Source organism: Actinomadura viridis, assembly GCF_015751755.1.
GTDB lineage: Bacteria > Actinomycetota > Actinomycetes > Streptosporangiales > Streptosporangiaceae > Spirillospora > Spirillospora viridis.
Genome location: NZ_JADOUA010000001.1, coordinates 4561269 through 4578072, shown reverse-complemented (window position 1 = coordinate 4578072; position 16804 = coordinate 4561269). Strand labels below are relative to the sequence as shown.

General features: G+C 74.8%; 12 protein-coding genes and 1 pseudogene. 1 reads left to right on the top strand and 12 read right to left on the bottom strand.

Features of this window, described 5'->3' with window-relative positions; all coding sequences use genetic code 11:
• Nucleotides 1–63 precede the first annotated feature (63 nt).
• Nucleotides 64–1596 carry an MDR family MFS transporter gene (locus IW256_RS21185; protein ID WP_197012643.1) on the top strand — a complete coding sequence of 511 codons (1533 nt, stop codon included), beginning with the start codon at nt 64–66 and terminating at the stop codon, nt 1594–1596.
• Here IW256_RS21185 and IW256_RS21180 read toward each other — a convergent pair.
• The 12 genes and pseudogenes from IW256_RS21180 to tal form a co-directional block, all read right to left on the bottom strand.
• Nucleotides 1556–2341, bottom strand: a complete 786-nt coding sequence (locus IW256_RS21180; RefSeq protein ID WP_197012642.1) for an ABC-2 transporter permease — start codon at nt 2339–2341, stop codon at nt 1556–1558. The two genes, IW256_RS21185 and IW256_RS21180, sit on opposite strands and share 41 nt — an antisense overlap.
• On the bottom strand, nt 2338–3288 hold the full coding sequence (locus tag IW256_RS21175) for an ABC transporter ATP-binding protein (RefSeq protein ID WP_197012641.1): 951 nt from the start codon (nt 3286–3288) through the stop codon (nt 2338–2340). The genes IW256_RS21180 and IW256_RS21175 overlap by 4 nt, the downstream gene beginning before the upstream one ends.
• A gap of 94 nt (nt 3289–3382) precedes the next feature.
• Nucleotides 3383–4048, bottom strand: coding sequence for a response regulator transcription factor (locus tag IW256_RS21170; RefSeq protein WP_197012640.1), 666 nt, complete (start codon nt 4046–4048; stop codon nt 3383–3385).
• A 78-nt stretch (nt 4049–4126) separates the two neighbouring features.
• Complete coding sequence (locus IW256_RS41305) at nt 4127–5335, bottom strand: sensor histidine kinase (protein ID WP_197012639.1); 1209 nt, start codon at nt 5333–5335, stop codon at nt 4127–4129.
• 106 nt (nt 5336–5441) lie between these two features.
• Nucleotides 5442–6638 carry a L,D-transpeptidase gene (locus IW256_RS21160; RefSeq protein ID WP_307828985.1) on the bottom strand — a complete coding sequence of 399 codons (1197 nt, stop codon included), beginning with the start codon at nt 6636–6638 and terminating at the stop codon, nt 5442–5444.
• Nucleotides 6639–6725: 87 nt separating this feature from the next.
• On the bottom strand, nt 6726–7505 hold the full coding sequence (gene pgl / locus IW256_RS21155) for a 6-phosphogluconolactonase (protein ID WP_197012638.1): 780 nt from the start codon (nt 7503–7505) through the stop codon (nt 6726–6728).
• A 152-nt stretch (nt 7506–7657) separates the two neighbouring features.
• Nucleotides 7658–8575, bottom strand: a pseudogene (locus tag IW256_RS21150) (glucose-6-phosphate dehydrogenase assembly protein OpcA); the annotation flags it as partial.
• Nucleotides 8576–8577: 2 nt separating this feature from the next.
• Nucleotides 8578–10140 carry a glucose-6-phosphate dehydrogenase gene (gene zwf, locus IW256_RS21145; RefSeq protein ID WP_197012636.1) on the bottom strand — a complete coding sequence of 521 codons (1563 nt, stop codon included), beginning with the start codon at nt 10138–10140 and terminating at the stop codon, nt 8578–8580.
• A 249-nt stretch (nt 10141–10389) separates the two neighbouring features.
• Nucleotides 10390–12084 carry a hypothetical protein gene (locus tag IW256_RS21140; RefSeq protein ID WP_197012635.1) on the bottom strand — a complete coding sequence of 565 codons (1695 nt, stop codon included), beginning with the start codon at nt 12082–12084 and terminating at the stop codon, nt 10390–10392.
• 7 nt (nt 12085–12091) lie between these two features.
• Nucleotides 12092–13807 (bottom strand): phosphoheptose isomerase, encoded by a 1716-nt coding sequence (locus tag IW256_RS21135; RefSeq protein ID WP_197012634.1) that lies wholly within the window; start codon nt 13805–13807, stop codon nt 12092–12094.
• A 187-nt stretch (nt 13808–13994) separates the two neighbouring features.
• Nucleotides 13995–15665: a glucose-6-phosphate isomerase gene (locus IW256_RS21130; RefSeq protein WP_197012633.1), complete on the bottom strand. Its 1671-nt coding sequence runs from the start codon at nt 15663–15665 to the stop codon at nt 13995–13997.
• Nucleotides 15662–16789: a transaldolase gene (gene tal / locus IW256_RS21125; protein ID WP_197012632.1), complete on the bottom strand. Its 1128-nt coding sequence runs from the start codon at nt 16787–16789 to the stop codon at nt 15662–15664. The genes IW256_RS21130 and tal overlap by 4 nt, the downstream gene beginning before the upstream one ends.
• Nucleotides 16790–16804: the final 15 nt, after the last annotated feature.

Here is a 16804-nt window from a genome sequence, read left to right as displayed (position 1 = left end):
GCGTCTCTCATCTACATGCGTTTAGCATCTACATGCTTTTAGCATCTATTTGGAGGTGTGCGCATGACGGCGACCGCCGTGCGGGGTGCGGGGGAGATGAGCGGACGGGACCGGCGGCTGGTGTTCGGCGGGCTGATGCTGGCCGGGCTGATGTCGTCCCTGGACGCCACGATCCTCGGGACGGCGCTGCCCACCATCGTCGGCGAGCTGGGCGGGCTCGACCGGATCGCCTGGGTGTCGACCGCCTACGCCCTGGCCACGTGCGTGACCGTCCCGCTGTCGGGACGGCTGGGGGACCTGTTCGGCCGCCGGCCGGTCTTCCTGGCGGGGCTGCTGGCCTTCCTGGCCGGATCGGCCGCCTGCGGCGCCGCGCCCTCGATGGACTGGCTGATCGCGTTCCGGGTGGTGCAGGGCGCCGGCGCGGGCTGCCTGATGGCCTCGATGTTCGCGCTCAGCGCCGACCTGTTCGAGCCCCGCGAACGCGCCAGGTACCAGAGCTACTCGGCGATCAACTTCGCGGTCTCCAGCCTGGCCGGCCCGGTCATCGGCGGCTTCCTCACCGACCACGCCTCCTGGCGCTGGGTCTTCTACGTCAACCTGCCGCTCGGCGCCGTCACGCTGACCGCCGTGCTGCTGTTCCTGCGGCTGCCCCGGCCGGAGGCGAAGCCGCGCATCGACTACCCGGGCATCGTGCTGCTGGGGGCGGCGGTCACCTGCTTCACGCTCCTCACGAGCTGGGCGGGCACCCGGTACGCCTGGACGGACCCGGTCATCCTCGGGCTGGGCGCGGCCGTGGCGGGCCTCGTCCCGCTGTGGGTCCTGGCCGAACGGCGGGCCGCGGAGCCGGTCATCCCGCCGCGCCTCTTCCGCGACCGGTCGTACGCCGTGGCCTGCGTCGTGGCCCTCGTCGGCGGCGCCACCGGCTTCGGCCTGGCCATGTACCTGCCGATGTTCTTCCAGATGGTCAGGGGAGCGGACGCCGCCCACTCGGGGCTGCTCCTGCTGCCGATGATGATGGGGCTGCTGGTCGCCTCGCTGGCGGCCGGGCGGCGCGTCGCCGCGACCGGCCGCTACCACCGGCTCCCCGCGGCGAGCATGGCGATCAGCGGGCTGGGCGTCGCACTGCTCGCGACGATGACGACCGGCACCGGGCCCGTCACCGCCGGGCTGTACATGGCGGTGCTGGGGTTCGGTGCCGGTCTCTCCCAGCAGGTCGTCGTCCTGATCGCGCAGAACGCGGCGCCGCCCCGGGACGTCGGCGCCGCGAGCTCCGGAGTGTTCGCGGCGCGGATGGTCGGGACCGCCGCGGGGATGGCGGTCTTCGGCGGCGTGCTGGCGAGCCGTTTCGCCGAAGAGCTCGCCGGGCGCGTCCCCGCCGGCGCCGTCCCCGCCAACGACGGCGCGGTGCGGCCCGAGCTCCTGAGCACCCTCCCGGACGAGGTCCGCGCGGGCGTCGCCGAAGCCTGCGCGCAGGCGTTCTCGGTGCTGTTCCTCACCGCGCTGCCCCTGCTGGCCGCAGGGCTGGTGGCCGCGCTCCTGCTGAAGAACGTCCCGCTTACTTCACCTCGCGGCGGGAAAGCCGGAACACGCCGATGACCAGGGGCAGCACCAGCCAGACCGCGAGGGTCACGCCGACCCGGGACCACTCGTCGCCGGTCATCCCCGGCTGGTTGAGGGCCTCCAGCGTCCGGTTGGGGTCCAGCCAGCCGGCCGCCCCGCGCAGCTTCTTGATCATCTCGCTGAGCATCGTGAGGAGGATCGGCAGGAGGAAGAACAGCACGATGGACAGCGCCGGGTTCATCAGGACCAGCCCGAACGCCACCCCGATGAACGTCAGGGCCAGCGAGTACACTAGGAGCGCGCCGAGCTGCCCGGGCGGCAGCGACCAGGCCCCCTCCGACCGGCCCAGCAGGCCGCCCACGCCGCGGGCCGCGGCGCCGGTGGCCAGCCCGATCGCCAGGAACGCCGTCGCCAGCGTCGCGCCGGCCAGCAGCTTGGCGGCCAGCACCCGGCGCCGGTCGGGGACCAGCGCGAACGTGGTCAGCGCCGTCCGCTGCGACCATTCGCTCGTCACCGACAGGATGCCCAGGATGGGCAGCAGCAGCGACACCCCCGCCTGGGAGGCGACCACCATCTCCAGCAACGTCTGTTGCCGCGCCGGCACCGTGAAGATGATGACCGGCATCAGCACCACCGCCGACAGGGCGATGAGGATCAGCATCCAGCGTCCCGCCCGGGTGTCGATCATCTTGCGCAGCTCGACGGCGGTCAGCCGCGGCAGCGGCGGCCGGGGCGGCTCGGTCAGGGCGGTGGCCGGGGGCCCGGACAGGGTCGCGGTCATCGGGCCACCTCCGTGGAAGCCGGTTCGGGGACGGGCGGAGCCCGCAGGGGGTCCGGGGCGCGCGCGGCCTCGGCCGTCAGGGTCAGGAACAGCTCCTCCAGCCCGCCCCCGCTGACCTGGCGAAGCTCCAGCAGGACGACCCCGGCCGCGGCGGCGGCACGCCCCACCGCCTCGGCCGGCGCGTCCACCACGAAGGCCCCCTCGCCCTCGGGCCGGGCGGCCAGGCCCGCGGCGGCCAGCGCGCCCTGCAGCGCGGCGGCGTCCAGCCCGCGGACCAGGACCCCGCCGCCCGGCGCGGCCAGCAGCTCCTCCTTGGAGCCCTGCGCGGCGATCCGGCCGCCCGCGATGACCACGAAGCGGTCGGCGACCGCCTCCACCTCGCGCAGCAGGTGGGAGGACAGCAGCACCGTCCCGCCCCGGTCGGCGAACTCGCGCAGCAGCGTCCGCATCCAGTAGATGCCCTCCGGGTCCAGGCCGTTGGCGGGCTCGTCCAGGATCAGCACGCCCGGGTCCCCGATCAGCGCCTGCGCGATCCCCAGCCGTTGGCGCATGCCCAGGGAGTAGCCGCCCACCCGCCGGCGGGCCGCCTTCGGCGGAAGCCCCACCCGTTCCAGCATCTCGGTCGCCCGGGACTGCGGCACCCCGAGCACGTGCGCGGTCAGCCCCAGGGTCTCCTTGCCCGTACGGCCGGGATGCTGCGCCGCGGCGTCCAGCAGCACACCGACGTGGCGGCCGGGATTGGCGATCCGGGCGTACGGGACGCCCCGGACGGTCGCGTGGCCCGCGCTGGGCCGGGTCAGCCCGCAGATCATCCGCATGGTGGTCGACTTGCCCGCGCCGTTCGGGCCGAGGAAGCCCGTGACCGTGCCGGGCTCGCAGCGGAACGACACGGCGTCGACCGCCAGGGCCTCGCCGTAGCGTTTGGTCAGGCCTTCAACTTCGATCATTCCCCCAGCCTGCCGGGCGGGCCCGGGGCGGCGCGTCGGCCGAAGGTCGAGACGGCACCGACCGAAGTCGGTGCCGCGCGCGCCGATCGGCGCGTCAGTCCTCCCCGCCGCCCGCGTCATGGACGAGCAGGGCCACCTGGACGCGGTTGTTGAGCTCCAGCTTGGTCAGCAGCCGCGACACGTACGCCTTGACCGTCGCGACGCTCAGCGACAGCTCCTTGCCGATCTCGCCGTTGGTCCTGCCCCGGCCCACCAGCGTGGCCACCGCCCGCTCGCCCTCGCTGAGCCGCCCCAGCAGCTCCCGCGCCCGCTCGCGGCGCGGATCGACGCCCGCTCCGGCGACGTAGGACATCATCCGGCGCAGCACCGCGGGGGAGATCATCGGCTCGCCCGCGGCCACCTGGCGGATCGCGTGCACGATCTCCGGCGGCGGGGTGTGCTTGAGCAGGAAACCGCTCGCGCCCGCCCGCATCGCGCGCAGGATGTGGTCGTCGGTGTCGAACGTGGTGAGAATGATGATCTCGGGCGGCTCGCGGCGGGCGCGCAGCCGCTCGGTGGCGGCCAGCCCGTCCAGCCGCGGCATCCGGATGTCCATCAGCACCACGTCGGGACGGTGCTCGTTGACCGCGGGCACCACCTCGGCGCCGTCGGCGACGTCCGCCACGACCTCCAGATCGTCGGCGCTCGCCAGCATCATGGTCAGGCCCGCGCGCACCAGGGCGTCGTCGTCCACGATGAGGACGCGGATGGGGGAGTCCATCCCGCCACCCTATGAGTTCGCGGCCCTTCCAGGGCTCCCGCCGCGATCACGGGCGGGCCGCGGCGGGCTCGGGGCGGGTCACTCGGGGCGGGGCAGGCGGGCGCGGAGGCGGAAACGACCGTCGAGGGTGGGGCCGTGCTCCAGCGTCCCGCCGAGCATGTCCACGCGCTCCCGCAGGCCCAGCAGGCCCGCGCCCGCGCCGGGCAGCGGGTCGAAGGCCGGGCCGGGCGGCAGCGGGTTGGCGACCTCGATGGCCAGGTCCCCCGAATCGGCGATCTCGACGGTGACGCGCACCCGCGCGCCGGGCGCGTGCTTGCGGGCGTTGGTCAGCCCCTCCTGCACGATCCGGTAGGCGTGCCGCCCGATCCGGGGCGGCACCGCGCCCGGCTCCGGGACGCGATCCTGCAGTGTGACGTGCGCGCCCGCCCGCCGGGACTCCTCGATGAGCGCGGGCAGGTCGGTCAGCGCCGGCTGCGGCCGCTCGGCGTCGCCCCGGCCCGCCGCGGCGCCCTCCGGCACCGGTCCGCCGTCCGCGGCGTCCGGCCGGCCCGGGACGGCGCGCAGCATGCCGATCACCTCGCGCAGGTCCTCCATGGCCTCGTAGGCGCTCCGCCGGATGATCCCGGCGGCCTCCCGCTGCTCGGCGGGCGCGTCCGCGTGGAACTCCAGCGCGCCCGCGTGCACCGCCAGCAGAGAGATCCGGTGCGCGAGCACGTCGTGCATCTCCCGGGCGATCCGCTCGCGCTCCAGATGCCGGGCCTCCTCGATCCGCAGCCGCTGCCCCTCCTCGGCCTGCCGGGCCCGTTCCCGCAGCGAGTCGATCAGCTGCCGCCGCGACCGGACCAGCAGCCCGGTCACCACCAGCACCGCGTACCCGAGCAGGAAGACCGTGATCGCCTCGGTCCGTTCCTGCCGGGTCATGCCGTCGATCTGCGTGAAGGTGAAGGTGATGATCGTGGCGTTGAGCCCCGTGACGGCGGCGGTCGCCGGCCACGCGCAGTGCACCGCCACGGTGAACACGGCCATCGCCGCCGCGCCCCAGGACGAGGAGGCGAAGAGGGTGCCGAGCGTCAGGACCAGGGCGACCCGGACCGGGTGGCGCCGCCGGAACACCACCAGCACCAGGCAGGCCGCCGCGCCGATCAGCAGGTCCCTGGCCAGGAAGAGGTCCTGGGGGTAGGGGTAGGTCTCCTGCGCGCCCGTCAGCGTGAGCGCGCCGACCGCCACGGCGAACGCCAGGACGCCCACGTCGCGCACCAGCCGGCGCAGCGACCCGCGGAGATTCACCGGGCCAGGCTATCCATGCCCCGCCGTCCCGGCAGCCTCCACAGGTCGGTGCCCGACCGACTTTGGTAGCCCGGCTCCGGTGCCGGCCCCTCCGCGGTACGCCGCCTCAGCCGAGGGTGACGCCCTGCACCGGTTTGCCCAGCGCGCTGCCCTTGACCCAGTCCTCCCACGACTTGGCCCACGGCGTCGGGCCGTTGCCGAAGCGCAGCTTGCGCGTGGTCCCCTTGACCTCGATGATGTCGCCCCGGTTGGTGAAGTCGTAGAACCACTTGGCGTCGGAGGGTGAGGCGTTCACGCAGCCGTGGCTGACGTTGGCGTTGCCCTGCGACCCCGCCGACCAGGGGGCCGAGTGGATGAACGTCCCGCTGTAGGTCATCCGGACGTTCCACTTGGTCGGGGTCCGGTACTCGCCCGGGTTGCCGGTGGTGGCCGAGTCCATGACCATGGCGGCCCGCTTCTCCTGCGCGATCATCACGCCGGTGTAGCTGTCGTCGCCGGGCTTGCCCAGGCTGACCTTCATCGTCCGGACGGTACGGCCCCCGTCGGTGACGGTGGCCCGGTACGACCCGGCGTCGATCGTGGTGACGTGGCGCGGCCCGACGGTGAAGTTGAGCACCCGGTCCTTCACGCCCCACAGGCCCTCGCCCGCCCGCACCCCGGCCAGATGCGCGACGACCTGGACCTTCTGCCCCACGGGCCAGTAGTCGCGGGGCCGGAAGTCGAGCTCCTTGTCGCTGATCCAGTGCCAGGCCCCCTCCACCGGCTTGGACATGCGCACCTCGAGCGCGCGTTCCACGGCGGCCTTGCCCTGCCGGGTGGTGACCGGCCGGGTGAGGAGCAGCTGGATCGGCATGCCGACCCCGACGCGCTCGCCCTCCAGCGGCGCCATGCCGCTCTCCAGCTTCCGCGCCGGTGCCAGGGTGGTGAACGTGGACGAGGAGGTGAGGGGCTTGCCGCCGGCGGTGCCCCGCGCGGTGACGGTGTACGTCGTCGCCGGGCGCAGGCCCCAGGTGGTACGCCAGGACAGGCCGTCGCCGGCGAGCCTGCCCTCGGCCTCGCGGCCCCTGGCGTCGGCGACGGTGACGGCGGTGAGCCTGCCGCCCTTCTCGGCCTTCACCGTCACCGGCTGGTCGGGGGCCACCTCGCGGGCACCGTTCGCCGGCGAGATCGCGACCGTGCCCGCGGGTCCGTCCCCGCCGCCCGGCCCACCGCCCTTGCCCCCGCCGGACGAGCATCCGGCTGCCAGAACCACCACCGCGCACGTCATCGCGGTGCTCGCCGTGACCGGCCGACCCTTGAGCACCTCGAAACCTCCTCAACGCTCGACAAGGGCATTCCCCCGCGCGCCAGAGTATGCGCGCGGGGGGCCGCGAACGTGAGGATCGTGCCGTCAGGGCGAGGCGATGCGCTCGATGCCCGGCGGCAGCTGCGCCGCCGCCGCCCGGTCGAGCAGGAACAGCGTGCGCTGCCGCCCGCGCGCCCCGGCCACGGGCACCTGCACCGGGCCGGCGCCGGACAGCCCCAGGCGGACCGCCGTCGACTTGGACTCGCCCGCCGCCAGCAGCCACACCTCCCGGGCCGCCCGGATGGACGGGAGCGTCAGCGATATCCGGGTCGGCGGCGGCTTGGGCGCCCCCCGTACCGCCACCACCGGCCGCTCGTCGTACAGTGCGGGCATCTCCGGGAACAGCGACGCCACGTGCGCGTCCGGTCCGACGCCCAGCATCAGGATGTCGAACGAGGGGACCGGCCCGTGGTCCTCGGGCCGGGACGCGGCGCGCAGCGCGGCGGCGTAGCGGTGGGCCGCCGCCTCCGGGTCCGCCCCGTCGGGGCCGTCGGTGGAGGGCATCGGATGCAGCCGCGCGGGGTCCACGCCGACATGGTCGAGCAGGGCCGCGCGGGCGCCGGTCTCGTTGCGCTCGGCGTCGCCGGACGGCAGGAACCGCTCGTCCCCCCACCAGATGTCCAGCTTCCGCCAGTCGATCGCGTCGCGCGCGCCGGTCGCCGCCAGCTCGGCCAGCACCGCGGTGCCCACACCGCCGCCGGTCAGGACGATCGAGGCGGAGCCGCGCGCCGCCTGCACGTCCACGATGCGGGTCACCAGCCGCGCCGCGGCGGCCTTGGCCAGCAGGTCCTGGTCGCGGTGCACCAGGACGGCAGGGGGACTCACTTGCGCTTCCCCTTCGCCGTCCGGGCGTTCGCGGACGCCTTCGGCCCCGCGTCCTTCTCCGGAGCGTCCTCGGCCGGAGCCTCCGCCTGGGCGGCCTGCTCCCCGGCCCCGGCCTCGGCCTCGGCTCCGGCTTCGGCTTCGGCTTCGGCCTTGCCGGCCGCCGCCAGGTCCTTGGCGAAGCGCTGGGCGGACTCCTGGTAGACCTCGTCGGGGTCCAGCCGCCGCAGCTCCTCGGCGAGCAGCTCGGCCATCGGCCGCCGCACCAGCGACACCTGCCGGTCCGGCTGGTCGGGACGCGACAGCGTCGCCACCCGCCCGTCGGGCCGCGTCACCGTGATGTCGCCCGCGGTCGTGGTCAGCCGCGCGCCGGTGATGCCCGGGCCGTCGGAGACCACCCGGCGCACCGGGACGCCCAGCCGCGTCGACAGCCAGGCGGCCAGCAGCTCGGCGCTCGGGCTGTCCGGCTCGGCCGCGATCTCGCCGGAGGTGATCCGGTCGTGGTCCTGGTCCAGCGCGGCGGCCAGCAGCGACCGCCACGAGGTGAGCCGCGTCCAGGCGAAGTCGGTGTCACCGGGACGGTAGCCCTCCGCGAGCCGGGCCAGCGTGCCCAGCCGGTCGCGGGCGGCGTAGGCGTCGGTGACCCGCCGCTGGGCCAGCCGGCCCAGCGGGTCCTCGCCCGGCGCCGCGGGCACCTTGCCGCCCGGCCACCACGTCACCACCGGGGTGTCGGGCATGAGCAGCGGCACCACCACCGAGTCGGCGTGCAGCGCCAGCGGGCCGTACATGCGCAGCAGCACGGTCTCGCCCGGCCCGGTCTCGCCGATCCGGATCTCGGCGTCCAGCCGCGAAGAACTGCCACGCGAGTCGCGGGAGATCACCGTCAGCACCCGGCAGGGGTGCTCCCGGGCCGCCTCGGTCGCCGCGCGGACGGCGTCGTACTGGGCCGACTCGTCGGTCACGATGATCAGGGTCAGCACCATGCCCACGGCGGGCCCGCCCATGAGGTGCCGGGCCTGGGTCAGCGCCTCCTGGATCCGGCGCGTGGTGGTGTTGGTGAGATCGATGTTCATCTCTAGAGTCGCCTCCATGCGCGCCCGTCGCGCGCCATCAGCTCGTCGGCGCTGTCGGGGCCGTAGCCGCCGGACTTGTACTGGTCGAGCTCGCCCCGCTCCGCCCAGTGCTCCTCGATCGGGTCGAGGATCTTCCAGGACAGCTCGACCTCCTCCTGCCGAGGGAACAGCGGCGGATCGCCGATCAGCACGTCGATCAGCAGCCGCTCGTAGGCTTCGGGCGAGGACTCGGTGAACGACTCCCCGTAGGCGAAGTCCATGTTGACGTCACGGATCTCCATCGAGGTGCCGGGCACCTTGGAGCCGAACCGCACCGTGATGCCCTCGTCCGGCTGGACCCGCATCACCAGCGCGTTCGACCCCAGCTCCTCGGTGTCGGTCTGGGAGAACGGCTGGTGCGGCGCCTGCTGGAACACCAGCGCCACCTCGGTCACCCGGCGGCTGAGCCGCTTGCCGGTGCGCAGGTAGAACGGCACGCCCGCCCAGCGCCGGCTGTCGATCTGCAGCTTCACCGCCGCGTAGGTCTCGGTCCTGGAGTCACGGGGGATGCCGTCCTCCTCCAGGTAGCCGTTGACCTTCACACCGCCCTGCCAGCCCGCCGCGTACTGGCCGCGCGCGGTGCACAGGTCCAGCGGCCCCGGCACCCGCACCGACGAGAGGATCTTGGCCTTCTCCTCACGGACCGCCTCGGCGCTGAAGGAGGTCGGCTCCTCCATGGCGGTCAGCGCCAGCAGCTGCAGCAGGTGGTTCTGGATGACGTCGCGGGCGGCGCCGATCCCGTCGTAGTAGCCGGCCCGGCCGCCGATCCCGATGTCCTCGGCCATGGTGATCTGCACGTGGTCGACGTACGAGCGGTTCCAGATCGGCTCGAACATCGTGTTGGCGAACCGCAGCGCCAGGATGTTCTGCACGGTCTCCTTGCCGAGGTAGTGGTCGATCCGGAAGATCGACTCCTCGGGGAAGACCCGGTGCACGGTGTCGTTGAGCTCCTTGGCGCTCTGCAGGTCGTGCCCGAACGGCTTCTCCACCACCACGCGGCGCCAGGGCCTGGAGCCGCCGTCGCCGTCCCGCCGCTCCGGGGCCTCGTCGGCGGCGTCGGCCAGGCCGCTGCGCTGCAGCTGCTCGACCACCTGCGGGAAGAACTTCGGCGGGATGGACAGGTAGAACGCGTAGTTGCCGCCGGTGCCCCGGCTCTCGTCCAGCTCCTTGACCGCCATCGCCAGCGCGTCGAACGCGCCCGGATCGCTGAACTCGCCGGGGACGAAGTGCATGCCCTCCGACAGGTGCGTCCAGACGTCCTCGCGGAACGGCGTCCGCGCGTGCTCCTTGACCGACTCGTAGGCGATCTGCCGGAAGTCCTGGTGGTCCCAGTCGCGGCGGGCGAAACCCACCAGCGAGAAGCCCGGCGGCAGCAGCCCCCGGTTGGCCAGGTCGTAGATGGCCGGGAGGAGCTTCTTGCGCGAGAGGTCGCCGGTGACCCCGAACAGCACCAGCACACACGGCCCCGCCACCCGAGGCAACCGCTTGTCCCGGGGATCCCGGAGCGGGTTGGGTGTCTTGGTCACGTGAGGGCCCCCTCTTCTCGCACGGCGCCATGGACCGTTCCGGTCCGCCGTGTCGTCCTGGTCTGCCGCACGCTCGGCGACGTGCTGTGCCGCACGTTCCGTCCCGTGGCGGCCTGTGTCCAACGCCTCTGTGTCATACCGGTCTTCTGAGTCATACCGCTCTTATCAAGTCCTACCGGGTCACGTTCTACCGGTTCTCCGTGCGGTCCCCGCGCCCGGGGGCGGCGTCCGCGGCCCGCGCCGCCGGCCTCATGCCCCTCCCCGAGCCGACTCCAGCAGCCGGGCGAGACCCGCCCGGCGGTCCCGCAGATGCAGGCGCACCACGGGCCGCCCGCCCTCGCGCGCCGCCGCCCGGACCTCTCCGAGCGCCCGCGCGACCTGCAGCAGGCTCAGCCAGTGGTAGCGGCCCTCGATCGGCACGTCCTGGTCGGCGTTCCCGGTCATCATGAGGTATACGCCCTTCTCCCGCCGGTCATTCCCGGTGGCCGGGCGCCGCCGCCCCCAGTCCACCGTCACCGGGCGGGCGCAGCGCGCGGCCAGCACCGCGGCGAGCCTGCCGACCAGCGCGCCCTGCCCGCCCACGGGATCGGGGTCCAGATGGGCGACGATGGCCAGGTGCCCCTCGGCCGCCGCCCGCCGCACCACCGCCTCCAGCACGGCGGGCAGGTCGGGCGCCTCGGCGAACCCGGGATCGGAGGTGTGCACCTCGACGGCCTGCCCGGGATCGCCGTCGACGAACACGGCGGGCTCCGGAGCCGCCTCGCCCGGGTCGGGATCCGGCGGCCGCAGCGGGTCGACGCCCAGCAGGTAGGCGGTCACGGCCGCGGCGTACTCCCACACCACGAACTGGGCCGCCGGAGGCCCGGAGAACGTGGCGTCGTCCTGGCGCGGCCGTCCCCCCACCGTCACCAGGAACAGGTCGTCGGCGGGGACGACCGGCCGGCCGCCGTTCTGGACCAGCGGCAGCAGTCGGCCGCCGGTCGCCTCGGCCAGCAGCGGCGCGGCCCAGTCGGCCAGGCCGGGCCCGGGCGTCCCGGCCGCCATCGCGGGGTAGCCGCCCAGCACCACCGTCTCGCGGCCGTCCCGGACCGCCCCGCCCAGGATGGCGCCCAGCACCAGGCCCGGGTTGTTCTCCGGCCGCGTGAGCGAGGGCAGCACCGCCGTCGCCTCCTCCAGGAGCGCCGCCACGTCCGCTCCGGCGAGCCCGGCCGGGACCAGCGCGTACGGCGACAGCGCGCCGAACGCGGTCGGCTCCGGCGCCTCGATCAGGGGGTGCCCCGCGTCGGCCGCCTTCTTGGCCGGCAGACCGCCCGGCGGCGCCACCACCACGAACCGCCGTGCGATCTCCTCCGGGGCCAGGCCCAGCTCGCCGAACATCCGCACGAAGATCCGCCGCAGCGTGTCGGTGACCGGGTCGTACCCGGTGACCACCACCAGCGTCCGGCGCAGCCGCTCACGGTCACGGCCGATGCGCAGCGGCGGGCCCGCCTCCAGGCCGTCCAGCACGGTCAGCGCCGGGCCGCCCGGCCGGGAGGCCCGCTCCGGCTCGGCGGCACCCGGCTCCTCGGCGGCGCCCGGCTCGGCGGCGTCCGCCTCGGGGGAGGGCGTGCCGAAGTACCGGACGATGAGCTCGGCGGCGCGCGCCGGGGTGCCCCGGCCGAGCAGCGCCACCTCGGTCAGGCCGTCCTCCTCCGCGGCGGCGCGCAGCTCGCCGATCCGCTCCAGCAGCGCGCGGGACGTGCCCGGCTGCGCCGGCCAGCACAGCGTCCGCCCCTCCCGCGCGGCCTGCGTGGACGAGGGCCACAGCGCCGGGTCCTCCGAGGCCAGCCGGACCGGGATCCGGTCGATCCACAGCCGTCCCAGCGTCCGCTCGGCGGCGGCCCGGACCGGACCACGGGCGGTGATGGTCGTCTCACCCGAGACGACCGAGGTGTACGCGGTCACGCCCCGGTCACGCCCTGGCCGCCACGCGCACCGCCTCGGTGAGCCGCCCCGCGCCCGCCACGGGGTCGCGCAGGTGCAGCCGCACGACCGGCAGGCCGCGCTGGCGCAGCGCCCGAGCCTCGGCGACGGCGCGGGCCAGCCGCATCCGGCCCAGGCTGTAGGGGCGGCCCGGCACCGGATGGTCGGCGAGCGGGTCGCCGGCCGGGGGATCGCCGCTGACGATGAGGAACGCGCCGGTGCCCGGCCCGTCCTTGTGCACCGACCCGGTCGAGTGCAGGTAGCCCGGGCCCGGCCCGTACGACACCGGCCGGCCCGTGCGCCGGGCCAGGGCGGGGGCCAGGTAGCGGCCGGAGAAGTCACCGGACAGGTAGGTCACGATCGACAGGTAGCCGTCCCCCGCCACGCTGCCCAGCAGCGCGTCCAGCACCGACGGCAGGTCGGCCACGCCCGCCGCGGCGGCCGAACCGCCCGGCCAGGCCAGGTCGGCGTAGACCTCGACGTCGTCGTCGACGAAGTCGGGCCGCTCGCCGCCCAGCGGGCCCTCGCCCGCCGCGCGCAGCATGGTCACGGCGTCGTCCTCGGCCTCCTGCACCACCGTCCCGCCGGGCTCGAACGGGTTCACGCCCAGCAGCCAGCCGGCCACCGCCGCCGCGTACTCCCAGAGCAGGAACTGGGCGCCCAGCGGCGCCCACAGCGCGGTGTCGGCCTCGCCCTGCGGCGACCGAGGGTTGATCGCCACCTCGTGCGCGTCGGGGAGCTCGCCGGGGCTGCCGGGCGGGTCGAACGTCAGCACGCCCCGCCCGCGCTTGCCGGTGCCCACCGACAGCAGGTGTCCGATCCAGCCCGACAGCGCCCCGGACCCGCCGTTCTCGCGCAGCACCAGCTTGTCGCGCGGGGCGCCGCGCACGCCCTGCTGCGCGCACCCGCCGAGGATGGCGCCGAGCAGCAGCCCGGGGTTCTCCTCGCCGTCGGCCAGCAGCGGCGTGAGCGCCGCGGCCTCGTCCAGCAGCCCGTGCGCGTCGGCGCCCGCCAGCACCGCGGGCACCAGCCCGTACGCCGACAGCGCGCTGAAGTGGCCGGGCAGGTGGGGATCGGTCAGGCCGATCCGGTACCCGCTCTGCCGGGCGAAGTCGTGCAGCGGGCTGCCGTGGTCGGTGATGACCAGGAAACGGCCGGCGATCTCGCGTTCGGACAGCCCGTGGCGGCGGAACGCCTCGGAGAAGATCCGGCGGTAGGCGTCGCCCTCCAGCGAAACCCCCGACTTGCTGGACAGCACGACCAGCGTCCGGTCCAGGCGTTCCAGGGCGAACCCGAGCGCGGCGGTGTCGCCGCCGTCCAGCACGGTCAGCCGGCCGCCGCCGGGACCGCCCCGGGTGCCGGACGCGTCCCCGGCCGCGAGGGCGCCGCCGGGCTCGTCACCGCCCCGCGCGTCCATGATCGCCTCGGCGGCCAGGCTCTCCGCGCCCAGCCCGATCAGCACGATGTGGTCGAGGCCCGTGTAACGGACCTCGGAGATCAGCCCCTCGATCTGCTTGAGCAGCCCGCGGGAGGCCTCCGGCAGGTCCAGCCAGCCCAGCCGGCTGTGGTCCACCGTGCGCCGCCCCCACAGGCGGGGGTCCTTGGCGGCGAGGGCGCCGGGGACACCGCAGCTCACGAGGTAGTCGCGTGCCTGCAGCGCCGTGTCGAGCACCTCACCGCGCGTCAGTACGTCGAATCCGGACACCGTTCCTCCCGGTCCCTATCGTTCCAGGAGTGAACGGGCGTCCGCGACCTTCTCCGCGATCTTCCGCTTCCGGAACGGGGGTTCCGTGCGGGCCGGACCGCTCCATCGCCTGATTCGCCCCCTTTTCACCCGCCTGCCGAGTGCCCGCGCGTCCGTTCCGCCGGCGCCCTCGGTCCGCCCGCCACGGTCAGGAGGTGAGCGCCTTCGTCAGCTGGGCGAGCCCGTCGACCCGGTCGCGCAGGTGCAGCCGCACCGCAGGGCACCCGCGCGAGCGCAGCACCCGCAGGTCGCCGAACGCCTGCGCGAGCTGCAGGTGCCCGAGCGTGTACGGCCGTCCGGGCACCGGGACGTCCGCCACGACCTCCCCGGTGAGCTGCAGGAACGCCCCGTTCCCCGGCCCGCCCTTGTGGTACTGGCCGGTGGAGCGCAGGGCCCGCGACCCCCAGCCGAACGTCACCGGCACCGCACGCCTGCGGCCCCCGGCGGCCCGGTCGGCCAGCAGCGACCGCAGCCCGCCCGCGTCCGGATCGCCCCAGCGGTCCAGATAGGCGGACACGGCGAGGTAGCCCCGCTCGGGCACCGCCGCCACGATCGCCTCCAGGGCCGACGTCAGCGTCCGCGTCCCCTTCAGCAGCTTCTCGGGACCGTGCACCTCCACGGCGCCCGACACCAGCGCGGGCCTGCCGACCACCGTGGGGGAGGCGCCCTCCTCGGCCCGCAGCAGCGCGGCGGCGTTGTCGTCGGACTCCGCGGCGTCGGGCCGGGAGAACGGATCGACCCCGATCACCCGGCAGGCCACCGCCGTCGCGTACTCCCAGAGCAGGAACTGCGCGCCCAGCGGGCCGGTGACGGTCACGTCGGCGTCGCGGCCCCGCCCCGGCTCGCCGTGGCCGTCGTCCAGCAGCACGCGGCACGTGTCGGCGGCCGGCGCGTAGCCGGGGGCGTCCACGCCCTCCACCACCACCGGCAGCAGGCCCTTGCCGTCCTTGCCCGTCGACTCGGAGACCAGGTGCTCCAGCCAGTCGCCGAAGCCCGCGAGGCCCGCACCGTGCCCGGCGATGACCAGCTTGCCGCGCCCCGCCTGCGCCGAGGCGCCCAGCGCGGCGCCCAGGGCGAGCGCCGGGTTGTCGTAGGGCTGGCCCAGCGTCGGCGCCAGCGCGGCCGCCTCCTCCAGCAGCCGACCCACGTCCGCGCCCGCCAGCGTGCTCGGCACCAGGCCGTACGCGCCGAGCGCGCCGAAGCGCGGCGGGACGTCGGGCTCGGCCGGGACGAGCCGGTAGCCCGCCTCCGCGGCCAGCGCCGCCGCCGGCGAGCCCTCCGGAGCGACGACCAGGAAGCGGCGCCGCAGGCCGGCACCGGTGATCCCGGCCCGCCGGAAGGCGTCCTCGAAGATCCGCAGGTGCGCGTCGGTCTCCGCCGGGATCCCGTCCGGCCCCGCCGTCACGACCAGCAGCGTGCGGGACAGCCGGGCGTCGCCGATCACCGAGCCGATCTGGTGCGGGTCGGTGCCGTCCAGCAGCACCGGCTCGACGCCCGCGGCACGGGTGATGACCTCCGGCGCCAGCACGCCGCCGCCCGTCCCCGCCAGCACCACCCGGTCGAGCCCGGCGCCGCGCGCCTCGCCCGCCAGCCCGGCCAGCCGGCCCGGCAGCGCGCGGGAACGCCCGGGCAGCTCCAGCCAGCCCATCCCGCGCGCCGCCGCCGGCGCCGCGTCCGGGCCCCACAGCCCGGACGCGCCCGACGCCAGCCGCGCGGGGACGCCGTCGGAGACCAGGCGCTCCAGGACGGCCGCGCCCTGGTCGACGACGGCGCCGCGCATGGTGACCGAAATCCCCCCGGCGGTCACCACGGAGGTCATGCGCCCGACCCCTTGGCGCCGCCCTTGTCACGGAGCTCACCCGCGACGGTGTCCAGCAGCTCGTTCCAGGACGTCTCGAACTTCTGCACGCCCTCGTCCTCCAGGACCCGGACGACGTCGTCGTAGTCCACGCCGACCTGCTTGAGCGCGTTCATGTGCGCGCGGGCCTGGTCATAGGACGCCCGCACGGTGTCGCCCGGGACCTCGCCGTGGTCGGCCGTGGCCTCCAGGGTCGCCTCCGGCATCGTGTTGACCGTGCCGGGCGCGATCAGCTGGTCGACGTACAGCGTGTCGGGCAGGTCGGGGTCCTTGACGCCGGTGGACGCCCACAGGGGACGCTGGGGCCGGGCCCCGGCGTCCTTGAGGGCCTTCCAGCGGTCACTGGCCGTCCGCTCCTCGTAGAGGGCGTAGGCCAGGCGGGCGTTGGCCACGCCGGCCTTGGACCGCAGCCCGGCCGCCTCCTCGGAACCGACCTTGTCCAGCCGCTTGTCGATCTCGGTGTCCACGCGGCTCACGAAGAACGAGGCCACGGAGGAGATCTTCGACAGGTCGCGGCCGTTCTCCCGGGCCCGCTCCAGCCCCTCGAAGAACGCGTCGATGACCTGCCCGTACCGCTCCAGCGAGAAGATCAGCGTCACGTTCACGCTGATGCCCTCCGACAGCGCCTGGCTGATCGCCGGCAGCCCCTCCACGGTCGCCGGGATCTTGATGAACAGGTTGGGCCGGTCCACCATCCACCACAGGGCGCGGGCCTCGGCGACGGTCCGCTCGCGGTCCCGCGCCAGCCGCGGGTCGACCTCGATCGACACCCGGCCGTCCAGGCCCTCGGTGCGGTCGTGGACGGGACGCAGCACGTCGCAGCCCCAGCGGATGTCGTAGGTGGTGATGGCGCGGACGGCCTCCTCGACGTCCACGCCGCGCACCGCGAGGTCACGGACCTGGTCGTCGTAGGCCGAGCCCTTGCTCAGCGCCTTGGCGAAGATGGTGGGGTTGGAGGTGACCCCCACCACGTGCCTCTCCTTGACCAGCTGCTCCAGGTTGCCCGTCCGCAGCCGTTCCCGGCTGATGTCGTCGAGCCAGATCGATACGCCCTCGTCGGAGAGCTTCCTCAGGTTCTCGGTCATCGCTTTCTCCTCGTC